We start from the raw sequence: 22,115 nt of genomic DNA, 5'->3' as shown, positions 1-22,115 counted from the left end.
GTTCTGCTTCGAGCGGAAAGGCTTTCACGGCGGCCGGCGCCTTCACTCGGGGTTCCCGTCCTGGCGCAGGGCGTGCAGGGCGGAGAGGGGGCCTGCGCCGACTTGCATGAGTCGCCCGCCTTCGCGCAACGGGCCCACGTCCACCGTCGCAAAGCCGACGGCTGCAAACGTCCTCTGGAAAAGGTCTTTCGCCTCGGTGTCGTCCCCGGCGTAGAAGAGCAACTGACGGCCCTCGGCATGCCGGGGATCTGCCGCGATGTACTGCCCGTACAGGGTGCTGAAGGCCTTCACCACGCGCGCACCCGGTGCCTGGCGGGCGACGATCTCGCTGCTGGTCTCCCCGCCGAGATCGGCGAGGTCGGCCGGGGTCGGACCCAGGATGTGATTGGTGGCGTCCACCAGGATGCGCCCATTCCATGCGGGCAGACCGGCCAGGGCGGTTGGTACGTCACTCCACCGCACGGCGAGGATCACCAGATCGGCTGCTGCCGCCTGGGCAGCGGTGCCGGCGCTGGCCAGTGGCCCGAGTTCGGCCACGACGGCTTCCAGTGACGCCGGGCCGCGACTGTTGCTCAGCATCACGCGGTGGCCCGCTGCCACGAGATGGCGGGCGATTGCTTGCGCGACGGTGCCGGCGCCGATCGTTCCGACGTCCATGCCTGACCTCACTTCCACTAACGATGACGGTCGTCATCGATATGAACAATGATGCTCGTCATCAATTGTTGTCAAGCCAGGGTGCCGAGCTCCCGGGTGGGCAATGATGACGGGTATCATCGACCGTGGGAGTGGCGTCGTCCCTGGTCGGACGCACGCCGTCGCCGGGAAGGAGATAGGCATGCCCCGCCTCACGCAGGAGCAGAAGAAGCTCAACCACGACAAGATCGTCGAGGCCGCCGGCCGGGGATTCCGGACCCGCGGCGTCAACGGCATCGGCATCGCCGAACTGATGAAGGCCGCCGAGATGACCCACGGCGGTTTCTACAACCACTTCGACTCCAAGGACGACCTCGCCCTGGAGGTGATCCGCGAGGGATTCAACAGTTCCCTTGCGGCCCTGGCGGGCATCCGCGCCGAACATCCCGGCTCGGCCCGGGCGGGACTGGATCACATGGTCGACCAGTACCTGAACGACGTGCACCGTGACCACCCCGAAATTGGCTGCGCATCAGCAGCTCTGGTCACGGACGCCGGACGCGAGGGCGTTGCGGCCCAGTCCGCGTACCAGCACGGGCTCGACGGCTTCTTCAGCGTCATCACGGACATGGTCCTCGAGAACGCATCGCAGTCCGGCACCGACCTGGACGCCGAACAGGCCCGCGAACAGGCCATCACCCTGTTCAGCCAGATGGTCGGCGCACTCGCCCTCTCGCGGGCGGTGGCCAAGTCCTCGCCGGAACTGGCGGACGAGATCATCCAGGCCAACCGCACGCGGCTCAAGCAGGCCTGATCGGAGGATAGCCACTGACCTGGCAGCGTTGGTGCTAAAGGGCTGCGGCCTCACCGGCATCCCCGTGAACCTCCTCGCTATCGTCTAGGCGCGGGTGGCACACCTCCTCCGGCGCGACTGGGTAGCGGTGTGGCATCCGCCATCTCGCCCGTTCGATGAAGGAAACGCAATGCCCGCACTGAAGTCGGTCACCGATGCCACATTCGTCGACGAGGTCCTCCTCGCTGCAGGGCCGGTGCTGGTGGATTTCTGGGCGCCGTGGTGCCGGCCCTGCCGAGCGGTGTCCCCGGTGGTCGAGCAGTTCGCCGCACGGAACCGGGGCAAGATCACGGTCGTGAAGCTGAATGCGGACGAGAACCGTGAGACAACAGGAACTTACGGCGTGAAGACGATCCCGACGCTGATGTTGTTCCGCAGCTGTCGCGAGGTGAGCTCGATCGTCGGTGCGCCGTCCCGGAAAGCCCTGGAGGCGAAGCTACGGGAGATGCTGTAGCCCGTCGCTAGGCCGCGGCGCAGAGCAAGTGTTTGAGAATCTCACCACCGCGCGGGACGAGGGCCCTGGTCGTCAGGAACCTGGCCGGCTGCCGCTGGCCACGGTGTTCGCGAGTGTCAGGTCCACCAGGGCGTCGATGAAGGCGGGGGTGACTGTCTCGCCGGAGACCAGCACACGGTAGTAGATGGGGCCGAACACCTGTGCGGCCAGCAGGTCCGGATCGGCGTTCTGGGGGAGTTCGCCCCGCTGCAGCGCGGCTTCCAGCGGCAGGCGTTCGTAGGTCTTCTGCTCGACCAGGAATTCGCTGCGCAGGCGTTCTGCCAAGTCGCCGTCGTGCTGGGCCTGGGCCAGCAGCGCCCGAAAGACTGCGCCGGCGTCGCTGTTGGCCATGAATTCGGCGACCCGCTGGGCGTGGGCGCGTAGGTCATCGCGAAGGCGTCCGGTGTCGGACGGAATCATCCAGTCGGAGGCGTCCTTGCTGAAGGCGTCCATCAGCAACTCGTCCTTGGAGGACCACCACCGGTAGATGGTCTGTTTCGACACGCCGGCCCGCTGGGCGATTCCCTCGATGGTCAGTCTCGCGTAGCCGATCTCGACGAGCAGTCCGTCCACGGCCTGCAGAACGCTGATTCGTGCCTCCTCGCTGCGGCGGTGCCGGTTGCCGTGGTGCCTGCGCGCGGCGGGGGCCGGTTCGTTCTCCGTGCTTTCCATGGCAGCAGTCTACCGTTGACTAGACGCAACGTTGCGTCTAGCGTAAAAATATGAACACGCTGACTTCCCCCGATGTGGCCGCCGTCCTCCATCACCTGCAGGCCGCCGCCGAGCACAGTGAAACCCATCCGACTCCCTGGACGTTGCCGAACTCCTTCTCGGCCAGTTCCGCCCAGGACCGGGCGGACGCACTCCAAGCCGACTACATGCCGGTGTCACGCTCGGGCTGTCACCTGCTCTATGCCCTCGCCCGCGCGTCCCGGCCCGAGGTGATCGTGGAGTTCGGTGCCTCGTACGGTCTCTCGACGCTGCATCTGGCCGCCGCGGTGGCCGACAACGGGACGGGCCACGTCTACACCACGGAAATGAGCGCGGTGAAGATCGCGGCTTTGCAGGAGAGCCTGCGGCGCAGCGGGCTTGACGACGTCGTGACCATCCTTCCGGGGGACGCCCTGGAGACCCTGAAAACGGTGGACGGCCCGATCGGCATGATCCTCCTGGACGGCTGGAAAGACCTCTGCCTGCCGGTCCTGCGCATGCTCGAGAAAGACCTCAAGCCAGGCGCTCTGGTGATAGCCGACGACACGACGTTCGAGAGCATGGCCGACTATCTGGCCTACGTGCAGGAGGCCGAGAACGGCTATGTCTCCGTGCCTTTCCCGGTCGAGGACGGCATGGAGATCAGCTGCCGGGTGTGAAACTCACCAACGGCACGGTCAGGACACGCGGAACACCGGCCATCCGATCTCGGTGCGCCACGCGGCCCGATCGCTCGTGTCCTGAGGCCGCACGAGGTAAACCTCCCGCACCGGCCCGGCCACCGACATCGCGTTCTCCACGACCCAGGTGCCGAGCTGGCCGTAGGTGACCTCGATGCCGTCGTGTTCACCGGGATGGGTGGTGACCGCCAGTTCGGCAGCAGGCAGGGTCACGGCGTGCACCCGCCCGGTGCGCGGTGGGGCGTCTGTCGGCAGGTAGAGCATGGCGTTGCCCTGGCCCTGCTCGAACAGGGAGTTGTCGTAATTGCCTCCGAAAGGCCCGGTCATCGCGTCGCCGACGGCTGCCTCCAGCTCGGCCATCGCGCCCGCATACCAGGCCGCGACGTCCCCTTTGCCGATCACGCCGGCCACCGCCGCGACGGTGCGGGCGGGCTCGGCGCGCAGCTCCACCGCGATCGGCGCAGGGCTGGGCTGCAGCAGGCGGCGCAGCGCCGCGACCGAGGCCCGGGTGCGCTCGAGCTCGGCCTCCAGGTGCTGCAGGTGGCCGGCGATCAGGGCTGCGCGGGCGCCGGGGTCGGGGGAGCGCAGGATCTGCTGCACGTCGCTCAGCGGGACATCGAGTTCGCGTAGCCGGTTGATGACCTGGGCCGTCGGGATCTGCTCGACGGAGTAGTAGCGGTAGCCGGTGGCCTCATCCACCACGGCGGGCTCCAGTAGGGCGCTGTCGTGGTAGCGGCGCAGGGTCCGCACACTCAGGTGGGTCAGGCGCGAGAACTCCCCGATCGTCAGCACCCCTGAATTATGAAGCCTCCCCCAGGGGGAGAGCCCAGTGCTTGACCCTCCGAGCACGCGAGGCCCCACGGTGGGCTCATGACGCAGAACAGCAACCTCCGCTCCGATCTCCTGCCGAGCACCATCAGCGGTTTCCTCGCCGCTCACATCGCCCTCGATGCCAACACAGCATCGACGTTCTTCGCCGAGAACGCAGTGGCCGTCGACCAGGGGCAGACCTTCCGCGGCCGGAACGCGATCCACGACCTCTTCCGCGACGCCGGCACCGAGTTCACGTACACGACCGAGCAGATCGGCGCTGCCCGGATCGACGACGAGCACTGGGTGGTGACCCTGCGCCTGGAGGGAAACTTCCCCGGCGGTGTCGCCGAACTCGACTACCGGTTCTCCCTGCGCAAGAACGTCATCGGTGAACTCGTCATCGCCAACCACGAGTCCTGACCAGACACGTCCACCAATACTTTTGAAGGAGAAGAAGTGTCCACTTCGGATCGCGATCGTCTTGACGGTCGCCGGGCACTGGTCACCGGAGGGTCGAAAGGCTCAGGCAAGGCCGTCGCGCAGCGGCTGCGGGAGCTGGGCGCCGACGTCTACGTGACGGCCCGGACGATGCCCGAGGGCTACGCATACCCCGACCGCTTCATCGCCGCCGACACCTCCACGATCGAGGGCACGAAGGCGGTGGCCGCCCGCATCGCCGAGATCGGTGGTGCCCTGGACATCCTGGTGCACGTCGTCGGCGGCGCCTCGACACCCTCCGGCGGGTTCGCGGTCATCACCGACGAGCAGTGGATGATCGAGCTGAACCTCAACTTCCTGGGAGCGGTACGCCTGGACCGGGCTCTGCTGCCGGCGATGATCGCGTCCGGGTCGGCGGTCGTGCTGCACTTCACCTCGATCCAGCGTGAACTTCCGCAGTACGACGCGTCTCTGGCCTACGCGGCAGCAAAGGCCGCGCTGCGCACCTACAGCAAAGGGCTGGCCAACGAACTGGCGCCGCGCGGTGTGCGCGTCAACGCGATCAGCCCCGGCGGCATCGAGACCGAGGCCTACGAACGGTTCGTGGACCGGATCGCCGAGGGCAACGGGATCAGCCGGGAGGAGGCCAAGCAGAGCATCTTCGACTCCCTCGGCGGTGTTCCCCTCGGACGGTTCGCCAACACTGATGAGATCGCCGACCTGGTGGGGTTCCTGGTCTCTGACCGCGCCTCGGCGATCGTGGGCGCCGAGTACGTGATCGACGGCGGAACCGTACCGACGGTCTGAGCACCCTGCACCCCGCTGACGACTGCCCTCCGGATGTCATGCGCTCTCAGACGGCTGCCCGAGAGCGCATGACAACGCGGGGTTCTCGTCAGGCCGGGGGAGCGCCCCAGGCCAGGGTGGAGCCGACGTAGGCCGTCACCTTGGTGTTGTCGGCGTAACTCGTGGCGGTGCCGCGGCTGTAGTCGTTCGACTCGTCGAAGTTCGACCAGTCGGTCTTGTTCAGCCGCAACTGGATCTCGCCGCTCTTAGCCCCCGCCGCCAGCGTGCCGCCGGTGAAACTGACCTCGAGGTAGGAGTCGGCGCCGTTCACTGCCGGGCTCAGCGGTACCACTCGCAGCCGGATCGTGTTGCAGTCGATCGTGGCGTAGTCGCACCAGGTGGAGAAGGTGCTGCTGCCGTTGTCCTTGGTGAAGTAGTACCTGGCCGTGACAGATGTCAGATTCAGCGCGGTGGTGCCAGGGTTGACCAGTTGCAGGCCAGGCTTGATCTGGTTGTCCCCGATCGCGGTGTCGTTGTTCTGGTACTGGACCTTCACGGCGCCGGAGCCACCCCCAGTGCCGCTGCTTGCCGTCGTAGCGGTGACCGCCGTCGACGGGCTGGACACGTTGGCGGCGGCGTCCTTGGCGCGCACGGTGTAGGTGTACGCGGTGGCCGCGCTCAGGCCGGTGTCGGTGTAGCTGGTGCCGGTTGTGCTGCCGGCCAGCGTGCCGCCCCGGTACACATCGTACCCGGTGACACCAACATTGTCGGTTGAAGCGACCCAACTCAGCGCGACGCTGCTGGCCGTTTTCGACCCGACTCTCAGGCCGGTCGGAACCGTGGGCGCGGTGACGTCGGAAGGCGGCCCGCTCGTGCCGAGCGGGAACTTGATCGAGGCCAGGTAGGCGTCCTTGGTGGTGTTGACCGTCGTCCAGTCGTCGTTCAGGATCCCTCCGGTGTCACCGGAGTTCGGGTTCCAGGACCAGAACGACCAGTTGAAACTGTCTCCACCGTTCGCTGTGGTGGGCCGGAGGTAGGAGACCAGGCTGCGCAGCCAGGTCTGGTCGATCGGGGCCTGCAAGGTGGTACCGAACTCGCCGACCCAGACCGGGGCGATGTTGTTCTTGTACAGGTATCCCCACGCGGCGTCCCAGATCGCGGGCATGTTCGCCGGGAACGTGGGGTCGTCGAACCAAGGCTGACGATGGACGCTGGTGGCGTACTCGTGCGGTGAGTAGACCAGCCGGTTGGCGACCGAGAGCCGGACCGGGTAGGTGCCTGCACCGCGCAGATTTCCGCCCCACCACGAGCTCGTGCCCTGGTACTTCTCCACCCCCTCGACGAAGATCAGCAGCTTCGGGGCGACTGACAAGACGGCGTTCCCGGCTCTTTCGGCGGCCAGCCGCCAGTCAGTGGTGGTGTCACCCGAACCCCAGGTGGCCGCGCCGTGCGGTTCGTTCATCAGATCGATGCCGATCACTGTCGAGTTGTTCTTGTATCGGGTGGCCAGGTTCTTCAGGCCCGCTATCCAGGTCGCCTCGGACACCGTGGGCGTGTACCAGAGTTCGGACTGGCCCGATGAGTCCGGCCGGTGCCGGTCCAGGATGATCTTCAGTCCGATCTGCCCCGCATAGGCGACAATCTTGTCCATGATCTGCAGCGGACTCAGCCCTTGCAGATCGGCGTTCTTGCCGCTGGAGAAGTCGATACCGTTCGGCACCATGCCGGGCTTGAAGATGTCGTCGCTGTACGGCAACCGGACCGAGTTGTAACCCGTGGTCTTGATCTGGTCGAGCATCGATCGGTAGCCACGGGTCCACAAGCCGTGCACGACATAGTTGGTCGTCTCGAAGCCGAACCAGTTGACCCCGGCAATCCGTACCGGTTTGTTGTTCTCATCGAGCAACTGCCGGCCACTGGTGTGCCAGTAGCCACTGCCGACCGGGTCACCAGCAGCAGCCTGAGCGGGGCTGATCAGCGTCAGCGAGGCCGCCAGCAGGGCCGAGATCATCGCCATGACGGCGACTGGTCGGGTACGCGTAATCGACCCGACCGTTGGTGGATTCGATCTTGCCAAGGTGTGCTCCTGTTCCGCGCCCGGCGACGCTGGACACTCGATGATCGAACGCCTGAGCGTCCATCACGGTCGGTGTCGAAGCAACGACCCGCAACCGTCGGGGCAGACCCCAATTGGGGCTACGCGGGAAGGCTCTCTGTCGTCGCCAGTGGCCGACTCCTTCGCTGAAGGCCATTGCGGTGAAGTAACTTTCGCCGGAGTATTCACCGAAAGATTGAGGTCGTGGGCGGTGTCACCGTGGCGAAGGGCGCTCTGACCGGAGAGCTCACCGACTCCACCGTGGAAGCCGGGCTGATTGATTCAATGCACGATTCCCAAACGATTTTCGCCGGGACCAGGCTTGAGGCCGGCTTGAAATCGGCCTCGATCCGGTGAAACGCGAGCTGCCGGTTGGTGAGCGGCGGAACGTCGAGACAGAACAGCGTGTGCTCCACAGCCGGCGATGGTGCAATCGGTCTGGACGGACAGCTGACGCAGGAATTCGGCCTTGAGCCAGTACGTCGCCGGATGTACGCCCCCGTACGTGTCGCAGGGCAGACGGTAGGCGGCCAGTGCCATGGGGGTGTGCATCAGTGCGGATAAGCCCAGCACCCGGACAGGCGTCATCGGCGAGATCGGTATCGGGAACCCGATACTTGTCGATTAGCTGCGGGAGATCGACCGGCGCAAGCCAGTGGGCACCTGATTCAGCTGACACGGGGTTGGTTGATCTCTATGGTGGTCGGCACCAGGGGCCCAGTCATGCGAGGTTTTCCCGGCTGGGCCTTTTCGTGTGCAGTTGGTGAGCTTTCCGTCAACGTCCCTGTTCTCCGGAGGCCCTGCCGTGGATCTGACCAATAGCAAGCGACTCCTGTTCACGGGTTCGTACGTGCTGACGAAATTCACGCCGGAGGAACAGCAGAAGGCCGAAGCCGAGTCGGGCGGGGCTTTCGTCAAGCTCAATTTGCTGCGGGCTATCGGTCTGACGTCCGATGACCTCGAGCGCCTCGAGCAGGCCCTGAGCGAGTCCAGGGTGGCGCACCAGTCGTCTGCCCTGAAGGAGCTCCTCACCACGGCCCGCAGGCTGGCGGCCTCGGACCGCCCCGGTGAAGGGCTCGATACGGCACCGCTGCTGGCTTCGGTGCCGTACGCAGCCTTCGACCTGCTGACTTCCCTGCTGGAGAGGGCGAATCCGGGCAAGGCCAGCTCGGCCCGAAGGCTGTTGAGGCTGAACAGTATGCGTCGTACGATCTCCCCGATCGGGCGGATTCATCTGGAGCGCATCGAGATGTACCCAGTCGGCGTGCAGCGGGGCGAGTTGGTCTTCACCGTGCCGATGGCGCCGGGGGAGAGCGTCACCATCGCCCACAAGGAATGGTCCGCTTCCAGCAGGGAATTCGAGGACGTCGTCCAGGACTACTTCGAGTCCTACAGCGAACGTGGTGTGGCTGAGACCGTCGATGCCTCGATATCGAGCGAGAACGAGGCCAAGCGCACGAACGGCCTGACCTTCGGGTCGTCACTCTCCGGAAGTTACGTCGGGGTCACCCTGACGACCACGCTCGGGATCACCCGGACCGGGGAGGAACGCGAGTCGGTCAAGCGGTCTGCGCAGGAGAAGCGCGAACTCACCGAGAAAGCCTCGGCCCGCACCCGTAAGGAACACAAGGTCTCGGTCAAGATCGTCACCGAATCCGGGGTGGAAGAGCAGTCGGGCAAGACCATCACCAACCCGGCGGCGACCCCGATCCGGATCGACTACTACCGGATGATGCGTAAGTGGCGCACCGATCTCTTCCGCTACGGCCTCCGGCAGACCTACGACATAGCCATTCCCGCTCCTGGCGTCAGATTGTGGGCCCTGCACCAGCAATTGGCTGGAATCGAGCAGGAGATCCGTAAGCCGCTGCAGTTCCCGTTGGAACCGAAGGACATCAACTGGACCAATTACGACCAGGAAGCCCGGAAGTGGGGAACGAGCGTGCCGGCGCCCCCGGCCGAGTCCATCGAAGAGATGAAGCACGGCCGCATCGACTGGCTCGATAGGAAGGATGCCGTCCGCACACGGTTCGGGCAGATCGAGTTCGATGTCCCCGCCGGATACGTAGTTGCGTCCAACGCTACGCTGCAGGCCGATTTCGCCCACTGGGCCGATACGAACTATTTCTTGCGGGTGATCAGAGGCGGCCCGGACACCGACCCGGACGACGATGTGGTCCGCAGCAATCTGGCCTTCCTCGCCGGCCGGTACGGCCATCTGACCGTGGTGTACTCCTATGCCAACATCAGTATGGGCAGTATCGAGATCAGGCTGAAGTACACCCTGACCCAGGAAGCCCGCCGGCAATGGCAGCAGACCGTCTGGCAGCAACTGCGGGCTGCAGCCGAAGCTCGCCACCTGGAGCGCGTTGCGGTGCTTCAGGAGCAGCGGGACACTCTGTGGCGCCTCCTGCACGCGAAGGACACCCTCACTCTCCGGCGGCTCGAACGTGAAGAGATCCTGCGCCTGGTGATGCAGTGGCTCCTGGGCCCGGACTTCCCGGTGGCCTCGGAAGGAGCCGTCGAGGACCTGGTCAGCCGGTTGCTGCAGAACGAGGTGGACTTCCAGCGAAATCCAGGTCTTTCAGATGCTGCCCGGCCGAACCCGACCTTCGCCGGGGTTCGCGAACAGCACTGGGAGCAGGCCGTGCTGTTCGGGGAACTGGTGAAATTCATTCACCAGGCGGTGGAGTGGGAGAACCTCATCTACTTCCTCTACCCCTACTTCTGGGGATCCGAGACTGTAGGACGCGGCAAGATGCTGTTCGAGCATCCTGATCCCGAGCACGAGCGGTTCCTGCGGGCCGGCTACACCAGGGTCGTACTCCCGGTCCGGCCGGGCTTCGAGGAGGAATTCACCGAACTGCTCGAGACGGGGGCACTGAGCAGACTCGGTTCCTCGCCCTACGTCAGCATCGCCCAGGAGATTGCCAACTTTGCGCGCACCAACTACGCGGGAGTACCGCCGGCGAACCCTGAGGAACACGCCCGGCCCCTGGTCTTTCCTGAGCAACGCGCGACCTGGGACACGATGCAGCAAGCCATGATCGACATCGAAACCTTCAAGAGCACCAACGGCCGCTATCCGACGGCCCTTTCCGAACTTGACAGCGGCATACCCGTCGATGCCTGGGGCAACCCACTCGTCTACACGCTGCCCGGTCTGGGCGCCGACTACGACCTCGTCTCCCTGGGGGCCGACAATGCCGAGGGTGGAACCGGATTGAACGCCGACATCTCATCTGCCGCCGGCGCCTCACTGGTGGCCACCTGGTTCGAGTACACCCCCACGAGCGCCCTGGACATCCACGTCGACACCCCGCTCACCGACCTGGCCTGAACACCGGAGCACATTTCGACGGCCCGAGAGGGAGACGTTGCCGCTGTGAAAAGGAAGAAGTACGAGGGGTGCTACGTCCTCGGTGAGATTTTCGACGTGACCAAGGACAAGGGGCAGATGAACGCCACCTCGGTCTTCGGTCTGGAGGTGGCGGAAAAGGTCATCTTCGGGGACTACGTGATGATGACCCACGAAGTGCCACCTCCATCCCCAGGCCTGAACACGATCGATTGGCCGGATCACGGCGGCAAGGGCGCTTACTGCAGGATGCTCAGTGAGCGCAACCAGAACGTCAGCCTCAGTCAGTTGATGAAACAGCCGATGCAATGGCCCGACATCGTGACCCACAACGGCCTTTCGGGGCGCCTGAGCCTGATCACCGGCAAGATCGTTCCAGCCGCCCCAGGACGTTACGACCGCAAGGAGTACTACGAGATCAAACCCGGCTCGGACGGTGGCCGGTATCGGGGCCGTCAGAAACTGAGGAACATCAAGAGCATCTACGACCAGTTCGCCCTGCCCTATCGACCCGGCAGCCTTTATCCTGCTCTTCGGCAGGTGTGGATTCCGCTGACCGGGGACCGAGCGTTCGGAAATTTCTGTCGAACACTCTGCGCGAGAGAGGGTCTCGCTGCTGTTCACGTAAGGCTGAAGGTTACCCGGCCGCAGGACGGTCTGCTCCTCTACAAAGTCTGCGTCGAGTTCGGCTATCGGGAGGAGCAGACTCAGAAGGTGAACGAAGCTGCCCTGGCCAAGCACATCATGGGCACATACCTCAGATGTATGGTTCCAGATCAGGTCAAACAGTTACTCGAGGAACTGGGCGACACCTCCTACAAAGGCGATCCGATCCCCCGGATCAAATGCCGGTTCGATGCGATCGAAGCACTCCGGCCCTACCAGCAGGCTATCGATGAGTCGCTGTTCCAGCGCGGGGCCGCCTATCCGGGCGACACCTTCCTCATCGTCTGCGACGAAGCCGCTTATCGTCATCTCATGCCGTATTACGGTCCGACCGTCCATTCGGTCTGGGCCAAGATCCGGGCCCTGGCCGAGACTTCGGCAGAGCTCTTCGCCGGACGGCAGGGAAAAACAGACCTGATCCAGCGGGTGATCGTTCCGGTCGAAGAGTTCGCCCGCCTGGCCGCTGAGCTCATTCCTGGGCTCAAGGAGTTCGCTGACGCCGTGCTCCGCTGGATCTACGAAAACCCTGGCAAGAGCGTCGCCATGGTGCTCGTTCCAGTGATCATCACCGGTGGCCTGGCGGTCGCGATCGAGCCGGCCCTGCTCGCTGCCGAGGCATTGATCGCCGAAGAGGCCCTGATCGCCACTGAGCTGACCGCCGGCGAGACCATCGGCGCGGAGATGATCGGAACACTTGGGCGAACTGCCCTTCCCCAGGCGCTGGTCGAGACAAGCTCCGGGAGCGCCGTAGCCTCCATGACAGCAAGCCGCGCAGTCGCCATGACCTTCGAGGAAGTGGCCCTGGCCCAACTAGGTGGAGCTGGGGCCGCCGCCAACACAACGAGCAACGTGGTCCCGCTGCTCACCGCGATGAAAGCCGCCGCACCGCACGTCATGCAGAAAGCTGGTCTCGCTGCCGCAGCAGGCGTTGCCGTCATGACCTTTTCGGCGCAGGCGTACGCGGACCCATCGCGGTCAGGAACACCGGGCTCGGCCAAGGGAGCCGGCACTCTGATCGCCGAGCACACCTCCGGGATCTATATGGTCCCCGAACGGGCGATGCCCGTGGGGCCCTCTCGCGGTCCGGTAAAGGATTCACTGATCAACATTCATGACTACGGGCAGACCCGCCAGAACAGTGGATCGTTGAGGCCCGCTGAGCGCCTGCCACCGCTAAAAGTGCGCTACCTCGGGAAAGTCACCATTTCCTGAACGAGGTACCGGCCTTGGCTGAAGCGCAGGTTCGGCCAGGGGATTGTGGCGCAGCCAGGGAGACTTGGGTAGGGACGAGTCGACGTTCCGTCCTGTCCTGGATCGCGCAGATCCGGTTGAAGCGTCGAAGGTAGGACTCATCGTGCTGCCGGGCCTGGGCTCCCACCAGGTCGTGTTTCGCCGAAGCGGTCAGAACGATCTTGTAGGGCGCAGGCCGAACTCTCGGCGCACCTCGGCGATGGTGAAGACGTCGCCTGCTTCGATGTCGGAGAGGCCTTCTCGAATGGCTGCAATCTCGTCGGGGTCGCTGAGGATCTCCAGGGTCTCCTCCAGAGCCTCGAGATCGTCCGCGGACATGAGAACGGCGTCTACCTCGCCGTTGCGGGTAATGCTGTAGCGGGCGTGCGTAGCCTTGACGTTGTCGAGCAACTCGCGCAGATTCGTCCGGGCATCGGCCATGGACAGGTAGGTCGCGCTGACAGGGATGGTCATGTGTACCTCACCTCGAGTTCAGCCAATGCTGGATGATCCCTCAATAGGGACACCGGTGGAAGACGGCCCCTGATTGACTATAGCCGCTTAGTAGCGGAAAAGCCGATGCGACTGTCGAGGCGATCGCGGCATGGTCGAAGGCGGTGACCTCGGTGTCCACCCGCTCGGCCGGGCAGGGCCGGCCCGGGCCCTCGATAGGCTCGGCGACGTGTCGACGATCCCGCGCCTCCGCAAGCCCAAACCGCCCCAGGTCAGCCGTGCTCTCACTCCAGCCACGATCCCCGACGATGCGTGGGCCGACGAAAAGACCTTGAAAGCAATGCTCTACGAGGGCACCGACTTCAGCGGGGCGCAGATCTACGCCTGCGACGTGGAGGAGAGCAGGCTGGAGGCGGTGCGCTTGTCCAATGCCTCGCTGGAGCAGGTCATCATCTCCGACGCCGTGATCGAGCGGTGTGACTTCGCCAACGTGCAGGGCCGCGATGTCTCGCTGCTGCAGAGCAGTCTGGAGGGATGCCGGCTGATGGGCTCGGCCTGGAGCGACGGCTTGTTCCGGGATCTGGTGTTCTCCGAGTGTCGGATGGATCTGTCGCGCTATCGGCAGAGCAAGCTGAGGCAGGTGGTCTTCGAGCGGTGCGACTTGCGGCAGGCCGATTTTCAGTGGGCCGAGTTGACGCACGTGCGCTTCTCCGGCTGTGACCTGACCGCGGCTCAGTTCGCGAACGCCAGGATGAGCAGCGTACTGTTCGAGAACTGCATCCTGGACGGGGTGGGCGGGGTGACCGGGCTCAAAGGGGCCACCGTGCAGAGTCAGGACCTCACGTCACTGGCCCCGAGTCTGGCGCATGAGCTCGGCATCACCCTGGCCGACTGAAGTGGCAGGACTGCGCTTCTGGCTCGAGGCAAGTGCTGAAACGTGTCGTGGATAAAAAGATATAGCGACGAGAGCACACCACCGTTGACCGGAATTGTGTCGCTGTACTGAACCACAACGTTTCCGGGCTGGACAGTCGCCGGTGCGTCCCGCGTCCTCACTTGTAACTTCTTATTGAGGACGATGGGCGCGCCGCCGCGGGTGGAGTCGCTTTGCGCAGTGGTCAGTTTCGCACTGGGCGAGTGCGGGTGTTCCTGGTCCAGAGGGCTCCGGCCACGGCCAGGAGCAGGGTGGCCAAGGCGGATATCGGCACCAGGTAGTAGCCGCCGCGAGGGCCCCAGTGGTCGATTGCGGTGCCGCCGATCAGGGCGCCGAGGGCGAAGCCGGCCAGGTTCGCGGTGGTGAGCCAGGCCAGGGACTCGGTGAGTCGTACTGCCGGGCTCTGTCTTTCGATCAGGCGGTTGGCGGCGACGCTGAACGGGGCGTAGGCCAGGCCGCCGGCGAAGCTCAGGGCCAGGACCGTGGGCACGTTCGAGGCGAAGGCCAGGGGCGTGTAGGCGATCAGGAAGAGCACGGCGCCGATGCTCACGCCCCGCTGGGGATCGGTGGTGGGGCTCAGCCCGGCCGTGAGGCCGCCGATCACCGCGCCCAGTGAGCCTGCTGCCACCACGGTGCCCGCCAGGCCGGGAACTCCGGCGTCCTTGGTGAAGGCTACTGCGGAGAGGTCGTTCAGCCCGAAGGTGATGCCGACGGCGAACATCGAGGCCAGGACGGCCAGGGCGGCCAGGACGCTGGGCGAGGTGGCGGGCAGGAACGAGAGTTTGCCGGTCGGTGCGGGCTTCGGGTCCGTGGCACCAGGATTCCTGGTGTCAGGGTTCTCGGCGCCGGGTTTCTGGGCGGCGAGCAGGATGCTGCCGAGGGCGCCCATGGCGCAGGCGCCGATCATGGCCAGGCGTGCGTCGGTGAGCGCAGCGAGGGCCGAGACGGTGACCGGGCCGCCCACCCAGACCAGTTCGTCGAGGACGGCTTCTACGGCGTAGGCCGTGCCGAGTCGTGCGCCATTCATCGGATGTCTGTCGGACGGCGTGTAGAGCTGTGACCAGCGGCCCCGGGTGAAGGAGCCGATCGGGACCACGCCCGCGCCGGCCAGGGCAGCGGCGGCCAGGATCGCCGGTGCGGGGGCGTGGGCGCTGGTTGCGAGCACGAACGCGGCCACGCCGAGCAGACTCAGGAGAGTGGCCGCGCGCAGGACCCGAGCCTGCCCGTGGCGATCGCCGAGGCGGCCAAGGGCCGGGCCGGCCGCAGCATTGGCGGCCACCACGACCCCGGAGACGGCGCCGCCCAGAGTGAAACTGCCGGTGGTGTCCTCGACCACCAGCAGCGCGCTGAAGCCGAGCACGGCCAGGGGCAGTCGGGCGAGCAGGCCGGCGCCGGCCAGGGCCTGGTGTGCGGGTGGGGCGAGGACCTCCGCGTAGGTGCGGGGCGAGGTGACCGGCATCGGGCGCTCCGTTGCGTCGCTATGCATTGACTGGCGGATCAGACATCCGATGTCTTGGGTAACGGTGCCGGGCGCGTCCAGGCGCTGTCAAGGAATGCGGGCGGACTCGGCCGATGAGTTCTGCGGACCCGTCCGGTCCAACCCGATGTACCGACGACACCGAACGACTTGGAGAGCTCGATCATGACCAGCACCCAGAACCCCGGCCGCATGTTCTTTCTCAACCTGCCGGTGGCCGACCTCGAGCGCAGCAAGGCGTTCTTCGCCGGTCTCGGGTTCGGCTTCGACCCGAACTTCACCGACGAGACCGCCGCCTGCATGCTGGTCGGTGAGCAGGCCAGCGTCATGCTGCTCACCCACGAGAAGTTCGCGCACTTCTCCAGGCTGCCGATGGGCAACGCCCGCACCCACGCCCTGGCGCTGTACTGCTTCAGCGTCGGTTCCCGGGAGGAGGTCGACTCGGTGACCAAGGCTGCCCTGGCCGCAGGGGCCACCGAGGCCGACGGCCTGGAGGACTACGGTTTCATGTGCTCGCGCAGCTTCTTCGACCTGGACGGTCACGGCTGGCAGGTGATGTGGATGGACCCTGCTGCTGCGCAGGCCGGTCCCGAGGAACTCATGGAGCAGACGGCTGGAGCCTGATCGTCATGCGCAACGGGGGTTCGGTCAGGAGCGGGGTCGCGAGCCGGACGTGGTGAGCTGGTTCTCCGCGAACTCAGCCTCAAAACCAGGCGACTCCGGCCTCGATGGCCGGAGTCGACGCGTCCTCAGTTTCTCAGCCCTTCACACCGCGGCCCGGTTCGCCCGCAACCGGGCGAGCAGCAGTTCCACCGCGATCGGGATCACCGAGACGGCCACGATGGCGATCAGCATCAGCTCGATGTGCTCCTTCACGAAGCTGATCTGGCCCAGGTAGTAGCCCAGCAGCGTCACGCCGCTGCCCCAGAGGATGCCGCCGCCGATGTTGTAGGTCAGGAAGGTGCGGTAGTGCATGTTGCTGGCCCCGGCCACGATCGGGGTGAAGGTGCGCACCACGGGCACGAAGCGGGCCAGGACGATCGAGCGGGCGCCGTACTTGGCGAAGAACTCCTCGGCCCGGACCAGGTTCTCCTGCTTGAACAGGCGCGAGTTGGGCCGGCGGAACAGGGCCGGGCCGACCTTGCGGCCGAACAGGTAACCGGCCTGGTCGCCGGCGATGGCGGCGATCGAGACCAGGAGGCAGACCAGCCACAGCGGCTGCTGCAGGTACTGCCCGTCGGCGACCAGCAGGCCGGCGGTGAACAACAGCGAGTCACCGGGCAGGAAGAACCCGATCAGCAGCCCGGATTCCGCGAAGACGATGACCAGGATCCCGAGCAGCCCGAACGTGGAGATCAGGTTCTCGGGGGTGAGAAACGACGGCATGACCCTCAGTGTGCCCGGACGAGCCTGAATGCGACCTGACCGTCGGTGCTCCGCCCGGGTGATTCGGCCTCATGGTGCGGACCCGGCCGAACGATCCTGCTGAGGTGGCTGCCGCGATGAAACTTCAGCTGTCGGTGCAGAAGTGGGCCAATGCGCCCGAACCGGACCTGAGGAACCAGGTCGTCCTGCTGTACGCCTTCCAGATGTTGTGCCCGAACTGTGTGAACGAGGCCACGCCGATGATGAACCGGGTGCACGAGGTGACCCGGCGCAAGGACGGCATCCAGGTGGTCGGGCTGCACACCGTGTTCGAGAACCACGCCAATATGGGCCCGGACGCGCTGGCCGGGTACATCGCCCGGGCCGGGGTCAGCTTCCCGGTCGGGATCGACCGGCACGACGGCGGCGACGACGCCCCGGTCACCATGCGCCGGCTGAACCTGATGGGCACCCCGAGCATCGTCACGGTCGATCGGGGCGGCACGATCCGGGAGAAGCAGTTCGGCACCCCGACCGAGGAGTGGCTGCTGCGGCGGGCCGACGGGCTGGCGGCCGAGGTGGCCTGAATCTCAAGACCTCAAGTCCGTGCCCGGGCGGTCGACTACTCCGGAGTCTGCTGAGCAAAAGGGGACATGGTGAGGGCCTGGACAGGTCAATGGCGGGCCGGGGCGTGGCAGTCGACGGCGTTCCCGGCCTGGGACGGCCCGTCGACGTTGGTGCTGGTGTTCGGCTCCGGCGAGGTGATGGATGCTGCCGTCGCGGCCGGGAGTGCCGACGCGGGGCCGATCAGTGAGGTACTGGCCGCGTATCCCACCTCGGTGGTGATGGGCTGCTCCACCGCGGGCGAGATCCTCGGCGAGGAGATCAGCGACGGCTCGATCACCGTCGCGGTAGCGAGTTTCGAGGCTTCGCGGCTGACCCTGCGGACCGCGGCGATGCCTGAGGGTGGCGATTCGCGCGCGATCGGGCATTCCCTGACCAGCGGGCTGCTCGAGGACGATCCGCAGATGGCCGCGGTTCTGGTGCTTTCGGACGGTCTGCGCGCCAATGGTGCGGAACTCGCCCGGGGTCTGAGCGAGGGTTGCGCGGGCCAGGCCGTCGTGGTCGGTGGGTTGGCCGGTGACGGGGACCGGTTCGACCGGACCTGGGTGCTGGCTGACGGTCAGATGCGCAACGGCGTGGTCTCGGTGCTGGGCCTGAGCGGCCCTCAGTTGCGGATCTGCTACGGAGCCGGCGGCGGGTGGGGCATTCTCGGCCCGGAACGCCGGGTCACCCGGTCCGAGGGAAACGTGCTGTACGAACTCGACGGCCAGCCGGCCCTGGAGTTGTACCGCAACTATCTCGGCGAGCGGATGGGCAGCACCCCGCAGTCGACCCTGCTGTTCCCGTTGTCGGTGCGCGGTGGCGACAGCGAGCAGAGCGCCGTGGTGCGCACGGTCCAGGCGTTCGACGAGGAGCGGCAGAGCCTGATCTTCACCGGCGACATCCCGCAGGACGGGGTGGCCCGGCTGATGCGCGCGAACATGGACGAACTGGTGGAGGGCGCGGGGGACGCCCTCAAGACCGCGGAGTTCATTCCCGGGGTGCCCACGCTGGCTCTGGTGGTCAGCTGCGTCGGCCGCCGGGCGGTGCTGCGTCAGCGCACCGAGGACGAACTGGAGACGGTGGCCGACCGGCTTCCGGCCGACGCCCTGATCGCCGGTTTCTACTCGTACGGCGAGATCTCGCCGATCGGTGAGCGGTCCTCGGGGCTGCTGAACCAGACCCTGACTCTCACCACCATCCAGGAACTGGCGTCGTGACCGATGAGCGATGAGCCCGACCTGCACCGGGTGCTGCGCCGGCAGCTGCGACGGCTGAAGCTCGGCCGGGACCAGGCCGTCGCCCCGGAGCAGCTGGAGCGGCTGCTCGAGCTGGTGTCCACCACCTATCAGGAGGCGGACAACGACCGGTACCTGCTGGAACGCTCGCTGGAGGTCTCCTCCACGGAGATGCGGCAGCTGCACGAGAGCGCGACCCGCAAGGCCCTGATGGACGAGCTGACCGGCCTGCCCAATCGCCGCGCGCTGCTGGAACGGCTGGAGCATCTGGTCGCCTCGCAGGGCCCGGACGGTCCGACGGTGGCGGTGCTGTTCATCGACCTGGACGGGTTCAAGCTGGTCAACGACAGCCTGGGCCATGACGCGGGGGACGAGTTGCTGGTCACCACCGCGCAGCGCCTGCGCACGGTGTGCCGCACCGACGACGTGGTGGCTCGCCTGGGTGGCGACGAGTTCATCGTGGCCGGCTCGTTCGTGGCCGCCGATCAGGCCCAGGCCCTGGCCGAGCGGATCGCCCACGCCCTGGAGGCGCCGCTGACCATCAAGCAGCGCAAGGTGGCGATCAGCGCGAGCATCGGCTGGACCCTCAGTGGGGTGCAGGACCTGGCCGCCGGGCCCGGTACCGACGCCATCCTGCAGCGCGCCGACCTGGCCATGTATGCCTCGAAGAACGGTGGCAAGGCCCGGATCAGCGCGTTCGACCACCGGATGCAGCAGGTCGTGGACGGCAAGATGCGGATCGTCTCGCAGCTGCGCTCGGCGATCGCGGACGACGAGCTGGCCCTGCACTACCAGCCGGTGATGGACCTGAACCGGCGCCAGATCGTCGGGGCCGAGGCCGGAGTGCGCTGGCAGCCGCCGGGTTCGGCGATCCTGACCACCGCCGACCTGGTGCCGATCGCCGAGGAGTACCGGATCATCGGCGACCTGGACGCCTGGGTGCTGAGGGAGGCCTGCCGCCGGGCTTCGCTGTGGCGTCCGGGGGCGGGCGGGATCTCGGTGAACATGTCGGTGCAGACCTTCGACTCGATCGATGTCGTCGCCCTGGTCCGCGAAACCCTGGCGAAGAGCGATCTTCTGGCCGATCAGCTGGTGCTCGAGCTGACCGAGGACTCGTTCCTGGCCGACAGCCCGGCGGTGATGGACAACCTGGCCGGGGTGCGCGAGCTGGGGGTCCGGCTGGCGATGGATCATTTCGGCTCCGGCCAGTCGGCGCTGTCACGGCTGCGGACCGCCCCGGTGCAGGTGCTGAAGCTGCACGACACGCTCACCGAATCGGTCGACCAGCACGAGGCCAGTGCCGCGATTGCCGGTGCCGCAGTGACTCTCGGGCACGCGCTCGGGCATCTGGTGGTAGCCGAGGGAGTGCGGCGCCGGGCCCAGGCCGAGGTGCTGCGCGCGCTGGGCTGTGATGCCGCCCAGGGCCCGCTGTTCGGCCTGTCCGGCCAGCCCGAGGTGCTCGACTCGCTCTTCGCGGCCGCGAATCCGCAGCCGATCGTCAGGTCGTGAGCGGAAGGCTCATCGCCAGCCGGAAACCGTGATCCGGCAACGGCTCGGCCTCCAGGCGCCCACGCAGCAGTTCGGCTCGCTGCCGCAGTCCGACCAGGCCGTGATGGGCGCCCGGCAGAGCCAGAACCGGTCGGGCCGGAGCGGAATTGGTGACGCTCGCGTGGACTTCTCCTTCTGCGGAAGAGATCTCGACCACCGCGGTGGAGCCGGGAGCATGCTTGCGGACGTTGGTCAGCCCTTCCTGAACCATTCTGTACAGGGCGCGCTGGACCGGAGGGGTGAGTTCGAGTTCGCCCGGCAGGTTCAGCTCCAGGCGGGCGTCCACGGCACTGTTCGCGACCAGGTCGGGCAGTTCGTCGAGGGTGGGCTGCGGGGTGAGCTCGGTGGCCGCGCTACCGGAAGTACGCAGCACGCCGACCATGTGGCGTAGCTCGTTCAGGGTGCGCACGCTGAGCCCACGGATCGTGCTGGCGGCCTCCTTCACCTCCGGGTCGTGGGTGCTGACCTGCAGCGCGCCGGCCCGCACGGCGATCAGGCTGACCTGGTGCGAGACCACGTCGTGCATCTCCCGGGCCAGCTGGGCGCGTTCGGTGGCCAGGACGCTCTGCGTGGTCAGGATCTGCTCGTGCGCCCGGGCTTGCTGGATCTCCCGGAGCCGCTCGGCCAGGTCGCGCCGGGCCAGGATCAGCTGGCCCAGCAGCACCGGGGCGAGCGCGGTGGCGGTGCCGTAGACCGCGGAGACCACGGTGGAGGTGGTGAGCATGTCGGCCAGCCGGGGATCCGGCCAGGGCAGCACCGTGCAGAACGCGAAGGCCAGGGCGCCGGCGATCAGCAGCAGCCGGTTGCGGGTGCGGGTGGCCAGGGTGAACAGCGCGATCAGCGGCGCGTAGATCGCCCAGGTGAGCGCGGCCGAGGGCAGGGTGGCCAGGAACACCAGGTGCGGGGCGCGGTTGCGGAAGGTCAGTGAGAGCGCGGCCACCAGCGCGAGGATCAGGCCGGTGCGCTCGTCGAAGTACACCTGGAACCAGACGTCCAGCAGCGAGACGACGACCAGCGCGGGCGTGATCAGGAACGGCGGGAAACGCCTCACCGCAGCAGGCCGGCCCGCTCGGCGGTCAGCGCGGCCTGGATCCGGCTGGCCACGTCGAGTTTCGTCAGGATGGCGCTGACGTGGTCCTTGACCGTGCCCGCGCTCAGGTACAGGCGCTCGCCGATCTCCCGGTTGGACAGGCCGTCGGCCAGCAGCACCAGCACCTCTCGTTCGCGCTGGGTCAGGCCCTCGACCGCCTTGAGGGCGAGGGCGTCGGCCCCGGCGTCCAGGTAGCCGTCGATCACGGTGCGGGTGACCGAGGAGGACAGCACCGTCTCACCCCCGGCCAGGGCCCGCACCAGGTCGCCGAGGCGTTCGGGATCGGTGTCCTTGAGCAGGAAGCCCGAGGCTCCCCGGCGTAGTGCCTCGGTGACGTACTCGTCGGCGTCGAAGGTGGTCAGCATGGCCACCACCGGCGGGGTGGCCAGCTTGCGGATGCCCTCCAGCACGCTCAGGCCGTCCACGTCGGGCATCCGGATGTCCAGCAGCACCACGTCCGGCTGCAGCGTGCGCACGCTGGCCAGGGCCTCGGCCCCGGTGACCGCAGCCACCGTCTCGATCCCGTCGGAGGCGTTCAGGATGTGCTGGAAGCCGCTGCGGATGAGGGCCTCGTCGTCGACCACTACTACTCGGATCACCCCTGATTGTTACCAGGTGCCCGGCCCGCCGGGTGGCTGCCGTTCACCC

22 protein-coding genes are annotated in these 22,115 nt (G+C 66.6%); 13 read left to right on the top strand and 9 right to left on the bottom strand.

All coding sequences use genetic code 11. The features are described from left to right. Positions 1–42: 42 nt before the first annotated feature. Positions 43–657 (bottom strand): NADPH-dependent F420 reductase, encoded by a 615-nt coding sequence (locus LR394_RS09355; protein ID WP_231440280.1) that lies wholly within the window; start codon positions 655–657, stop codon positions 43–45. A gap of 181 nt (positions 658–838) precedes the next feature. Between LR394_RS09355 and LR394_RS09350 the strand changes: the two genes are divergently transcribed. Continuing rightward, positions 839–1,450, top strand: a complete 612-nt coding sequence (locus LR394_RS09350) for a TetR/AcrR family transcriptional regulator (RefSeq protein ID WP_231440279.1) — start codon at positions 839–841, stop codon at positions 1,448–1,450. A 169-nt stretch (positions 1,451–1,619) separates the two neighbouring features. Continuing rightward, positions 1,620–1,943, top strand: a complete 324-nt coding sequence (gene trxA / locus LR394_RS09345; protein WP_231440278.1) for a thioredoxin — start codon at positions 1,620–1,622, stop codon at positions 1,941–1,943. 72 nt (positions 1,944–2,015) lie between these two features. On the opposite strand, the gene LR394_RS09340 is transcribed toward trxA, so the two are convergent. Next, positions 2,016–2,654 carry a TetR/AcrR family transcriptional regulator gene (locus tag LR394_RS09340; RefSeq protein WP_231440277.1) on the bottom strand — a complete coding sequence of 213 codons (639 nt, stop codon included), beginning with the start codon at positions 2,652–2,654 and terminating at the stop codon, positions 2,016–2,018. A gap of 50 nt (positions 2,655–2,704) precedes the next feature. On the opposite strand from LR394_RS09340, the gene LR394_RS09335 reads away from it, so the two are divergent. Continuing rightward, positions 2,705–3,352 (top strand): O-methyltransferase, encoded by a 648-nt coding sequence (locus LR394_RS09335; protein WP_231440276.1) that lies wholly within the window; start codon positions 2,705–2,707, stop codon positions 3,350–3,352. A gap of 18 nt (positions 3,353–3,370) precedes the next feature. Here the strand turns inward: LR394_RS09335 and LR394_RS09330 are convergent, their stop codons facing one another. Beyond that, positions 3,371–4,165 carry a MerR family transcriptional regulator gene (locus tag LR394_RS09330; protein ID WP_231440275.1) on the bottom strand — a complete coding sequence of 265 codons (795 nt, stop codon included), beginning with the start codon at positions 4,163–4,165 and terminating at the stop codon, positions 3,371–3,373. A 78-nt stretch (positions 4,166–4,243) separates the two neighbouring features. On the opposite strand from LR394_RS09330, the gene LR394_RS09325 reads away from it, so the two are divergent. Continuing rightward, positions 4,244–4,606: a nuclear transport factor 2 family protein gene (locus LR394_RS09325; protein ID WP_231440274.1), complete on the top strand. Its 363-nt coding sequence runs from the start codon at positions 4,244–4,246 to the stop codon at positions 4,604–4,606. A 36-nt stretch (positions 4,607–4,642) separates the two neighbouring features. After that, on the top strand, positions 4,643–5,431 hold the full coding sequence (locus LR394_RS09320; RefSeq protein WP_231440273.1) for an SDR family oxidoreductase: 789 nt from the start codon (positions 4,643–4,645) through the stop codon (positions 5,429–5,431). Between the two features lie 88 nt (positions 5,432–5,519). Here LR394_RS09320 and LR394_RS09315 read toward each other — a convergent pair whose 3' ends face one another. After that, positions 5,520–7,427, bottom strand: a complete 1,908-nt coding sequence (locus LR394_RS09315; protein WP_231440272.1) for a cellulase family glycosylhydrolase — start codon at positions 7,425–7,427, stop codon at positions 5,520–5,522. A gap of 282 nt (positions 7,428–7,709) precedes the next feature. Between LR394_RS09315 and LR394_RS09310 the strand changes: the two genes are divergently transcribed. From LR394_RS09310 to LR394_RS09300, 3 genes are all read left to right on the top strand, one after another. Next, positions 7,710–7,862 (top strand): hypothetical protein, encoded by a 153-nt coding sequence (locus LR394_RS09310; RefSeq protein ID WP_231440271.1) that lies wholly within the window; start codon positions 7,710–7,712, stop codon positions 7,860–7,862. A gap of 448 nt (positions 7,863–8,310) precedes the next feature. Further along, on the top strand, positions 8,311–10,845 hold the full coding sequence (locus LR394_RS09305) for a type II secretion system protein GspG (protein WP_231440270.1): 2,535 nt from the start codon (positions 8,311–8,313) through the stop codon (positions 10,843–10,845). Positions 10,846–10,941: 96 nt separating this feature from the next. Next, positions 10,942–12,741 carry a hypothetical protein gene (locus LR394_RS09300; protein WP_231440269.1) on the top strand — a complete coding sequence of 600 codons (1,800 nt, stop codon included), beginning with the start codon at positions 10,942–10,944 and terminating at the stop codon, positions 12,739–12,741. A gap of 189 nt (positions 12,742–12,930) precedes the next feature. Here LR394_RS09300 and LR394_RS09295 read toward each other — a convergent pair whose 3' ends face one another. Further along, positions 12,931–13,233 carry a type II toxin-antitoxin system Phd/YefM family antitoxin gene (locus LR394_RS09295; RefSeq protein WP_231440268.1) on the bottom strand — a complete coding sequence of 101 codons (303 nt, stop codon included), beginning with the start codon at positions 13,231–13,233 and terminating at the stop codon, positions 12,931–12,933. Between the two features lie 208 nt (positions 13,234–13,441). On the opposite strand from LR394_RS09295, the gene LR394_RS09290 reads away from it, so the two are divergent. Further along, on the top strand, positions 13,442–14,107 hold the full coding sequence (locus LR394_RS09290) for a pentapeptide repeat-containing protein (RefSeq protein WP_231440267.1): 666 nt from the start codon (positions 13,442–13,444) through the stop codon (positions 14,105–14,107). Positions 14,108–14,330: 223 nt separating this feature from the next. Here the strand turns inward: LR394_RS09290 and LR394_RS09285 are convergent, their stop codons facing one another. Beyond that, a complete protein-coding gene (locus tag LR394_RS09285) occupies positions 14,331–15,605 on the bottom strand; it encodes an MFS transporter (RefSeq protein ID WP_231440266.1) in 1,275 nt (424 codons plus the stop codon). A 183-nt stretch (positions 15,606–15,788) separates the two neighbouring features. Between LR394_RS09285 and LR394_RS09280 the strand changes: the two genes are divergently transcribed. After that, complete coding sequence (locus LR394_RS09280; protein ID WP_231440265.1) at positions 15,789–16,247, top strand: VOC family protein; 459 nt, start codon at positions 15,789–15,791, stop codon at positions 16,245–16,247. 141 nt (positions 16,248–16,388) lie between these two features. Here LR394_RS09280 and LR394_RS09275 read toward each other — a convergent pair whose 3' ends face one another. Beyond that, a complete protein-coding gene (locus LR394_RS09275; RefSeq protein ID WP_231440264.1) occupies positions 16,389–17,009 on the bottom strand; it encodes a DedA family protein in 621 nt (206 codons plus the stop codon). A 116-nt stretch (positions 17,010–17,125) separates the two neighbouring features. On the opposite strand from LR394_RS09275, the gene LR394_RS09270 reads away from it, so the two are divergent. The 3 genes from LR394_RS09270 to LR394_RS09260 all read left to right on the top strand — a co-directional run bounded on the left by LR394_RS09270 (position 17,126) and on the right by LR394_RS09260 (position 20,338). Next, positions 17,126–17,575, top strand: coding sequence for a TlpA disulfide reductase family protein (locus LR394_RS09270; protein WP_231440263.1), 450 nt, complete (start codon positions 17,126–17,128; stop codon positions 17,573–17,575). Positions 17,576–17,644: 69 nt separating this feature from the next. Then, positions 17,645–18,811: an FIST signal transduction protein gene (locus LR394_RS09265; RefSeq protein ID WP_231440262.1), complete on the top strand. Its 1,167-nt coding sequence runs from the start codon at positions 17,645–17,647 to the stop codon at positions 18,809–18,811. 3 nt (positions 18,812–18,814) lie between these two features. Next, positions 18,815–20,338 carry a putative bifunctional diguanylate cyclase/phosphodiesterase gene (locus LR394_RS09260; protein WP_231440261.1) on the top strand — a complete coding sequence of 508 codons (1,524 nt, stop codon included), beginning with the start codon at positions 18,815–18,817 and terminating at the stop codon, positions 20,336–20,338. Here LR394_RS09260 and LR394_RS09255 read toward each other — a convergent pair. Further along, the gene (locus LR394_RS09255; protein ID WP_331283052.1) at positions 20,328–21,428 is read right to left on the bottom strand and encodes a sensor histidine kinase; all 1,101 of its coding nucleotides are present in this window, start codon (positions 21,426–21,428) and stop codon (positions 20,328–20,330) included. The genes LR394_RS09260 and LR394_RS09255 overlap by 11 nt on opposite strands. Beyond that, entirely contained in the window at positions 21,425–22,066 is a 642-nt protein-coding gene (locus tag LR394_RS42805; protein WP_231440260.1) for a response regulator, read from the bottom strand. Before LR394_RS42805 ends, LR394_RS09255 begins: the two co-directional genes overlap by 4 nt. Between the last annotated feature and the right edge of the window lie 49 nt (positions 22,067–22,115).

The organism is Kineosporia babensis (genome assembly GCF_021129305.1).
GTDB lineage: Bacteria > Actinomycetota > Actinomycetes > Actinomycetales > Kineosporiaceae > Kineosporia > Kineosporia babensis.
The sequence above is the reverse complement of the archived record's forward strand: the minus strand, read 5'-3'. Positions and strand labels throughout refer to the sequence as shown.

Bases quoted from the DNA above. Each gene is read 5' to 3' on its own strand.
- LR394_RS09355 (WP_231440280.1), bottom strand. From the start codon at position 657: ATGGACGTCGGAACGATCGGCGCCGGCACCGTCGCGCAAGCAATCGCC.
- LR394_RS09350 (WP_231440279.1), top strand. From the start codon at position 839: ATGCCCCGCCTCACGCAGGAGCAGAAGAAGCTCAACCACGACAAGATC.
- trxA (WP_231440278.1), top strand. From the start codon at position 1,620: ATGCCCGCACTGAAGTCGGTCACCGATGCCACATTCGTCGACGAGGTC.
- LR394_RS09340 (WP_231440277.1), bottom strand. From the start codon at position 2,654: ATGGAAAGCACGGAGAACGAACCGGCCCCCGCCGCGCGCAGGCACCAC.
- LR394_RS09335 (WP_231440276.1), top strand. From the start codon at position 2,705: ATGAACACGCTGACTTCCCCCGATGTGGCCGCCGTCCTCCATCACCTG.
- LR394_RS09325 (WP_231440274.1), top strand. From the start codon at position 4,244: ATGACGCAGAACAGCAACCTCCGCTCCGATCTCCTGCCGAGCACCATC.
- LR394_RS09315 (WP_231440272.1), bottom strand. From the start codon at position 7,427: ATGGCGATGATCTCGGCCCTGCTGGCGGCCTCGCTGACGCTGATCAGC.
- LR394_RS09295 (WP_231440268.1), bottom strand. From the start codon at position 13,233: ATGACCATCCCTGTCAGCGCGACCTACCTGTCCATGGCCGATGCCCGG.
- LR394_RS09285 (WP_231440266.1), bottom strand. From the start codon at position 15,605: ATGCCGGTCACCTCGCCCCGCACCTACGCGGAGGTCCTCGCCCCACCC.
- LR394_RS09280 (WP_231440265.1), top strand. From the start codon at position 15,789: ATGACCAGCACCCAGAACCCCGGCCGCATGTTCTTTCTCAACCTGCCG.
- LR394_RS09275 (WP_231440264.1), bottom strand. From the start codon at position 17,009: ATGCCGTCGTTTCTCACCCCCGAGAACCTGATCTCCACGTTCGGGCTG.
- LR394_RS09270 (WP_231440263.1), top strand. From the start codon at position 17,126: ATGAAACTTCAGCTGTCGGTGCAGAAGTGGGCCAATGCGCCCGAACCG.
- LR394_RS09260 (WP_231440261.1), top strand. From the start codon at position 18,815: ATGAGCGATGAGCCCGACCTGCACCGGGTGCTGCGCCGGCAGCTGCGA.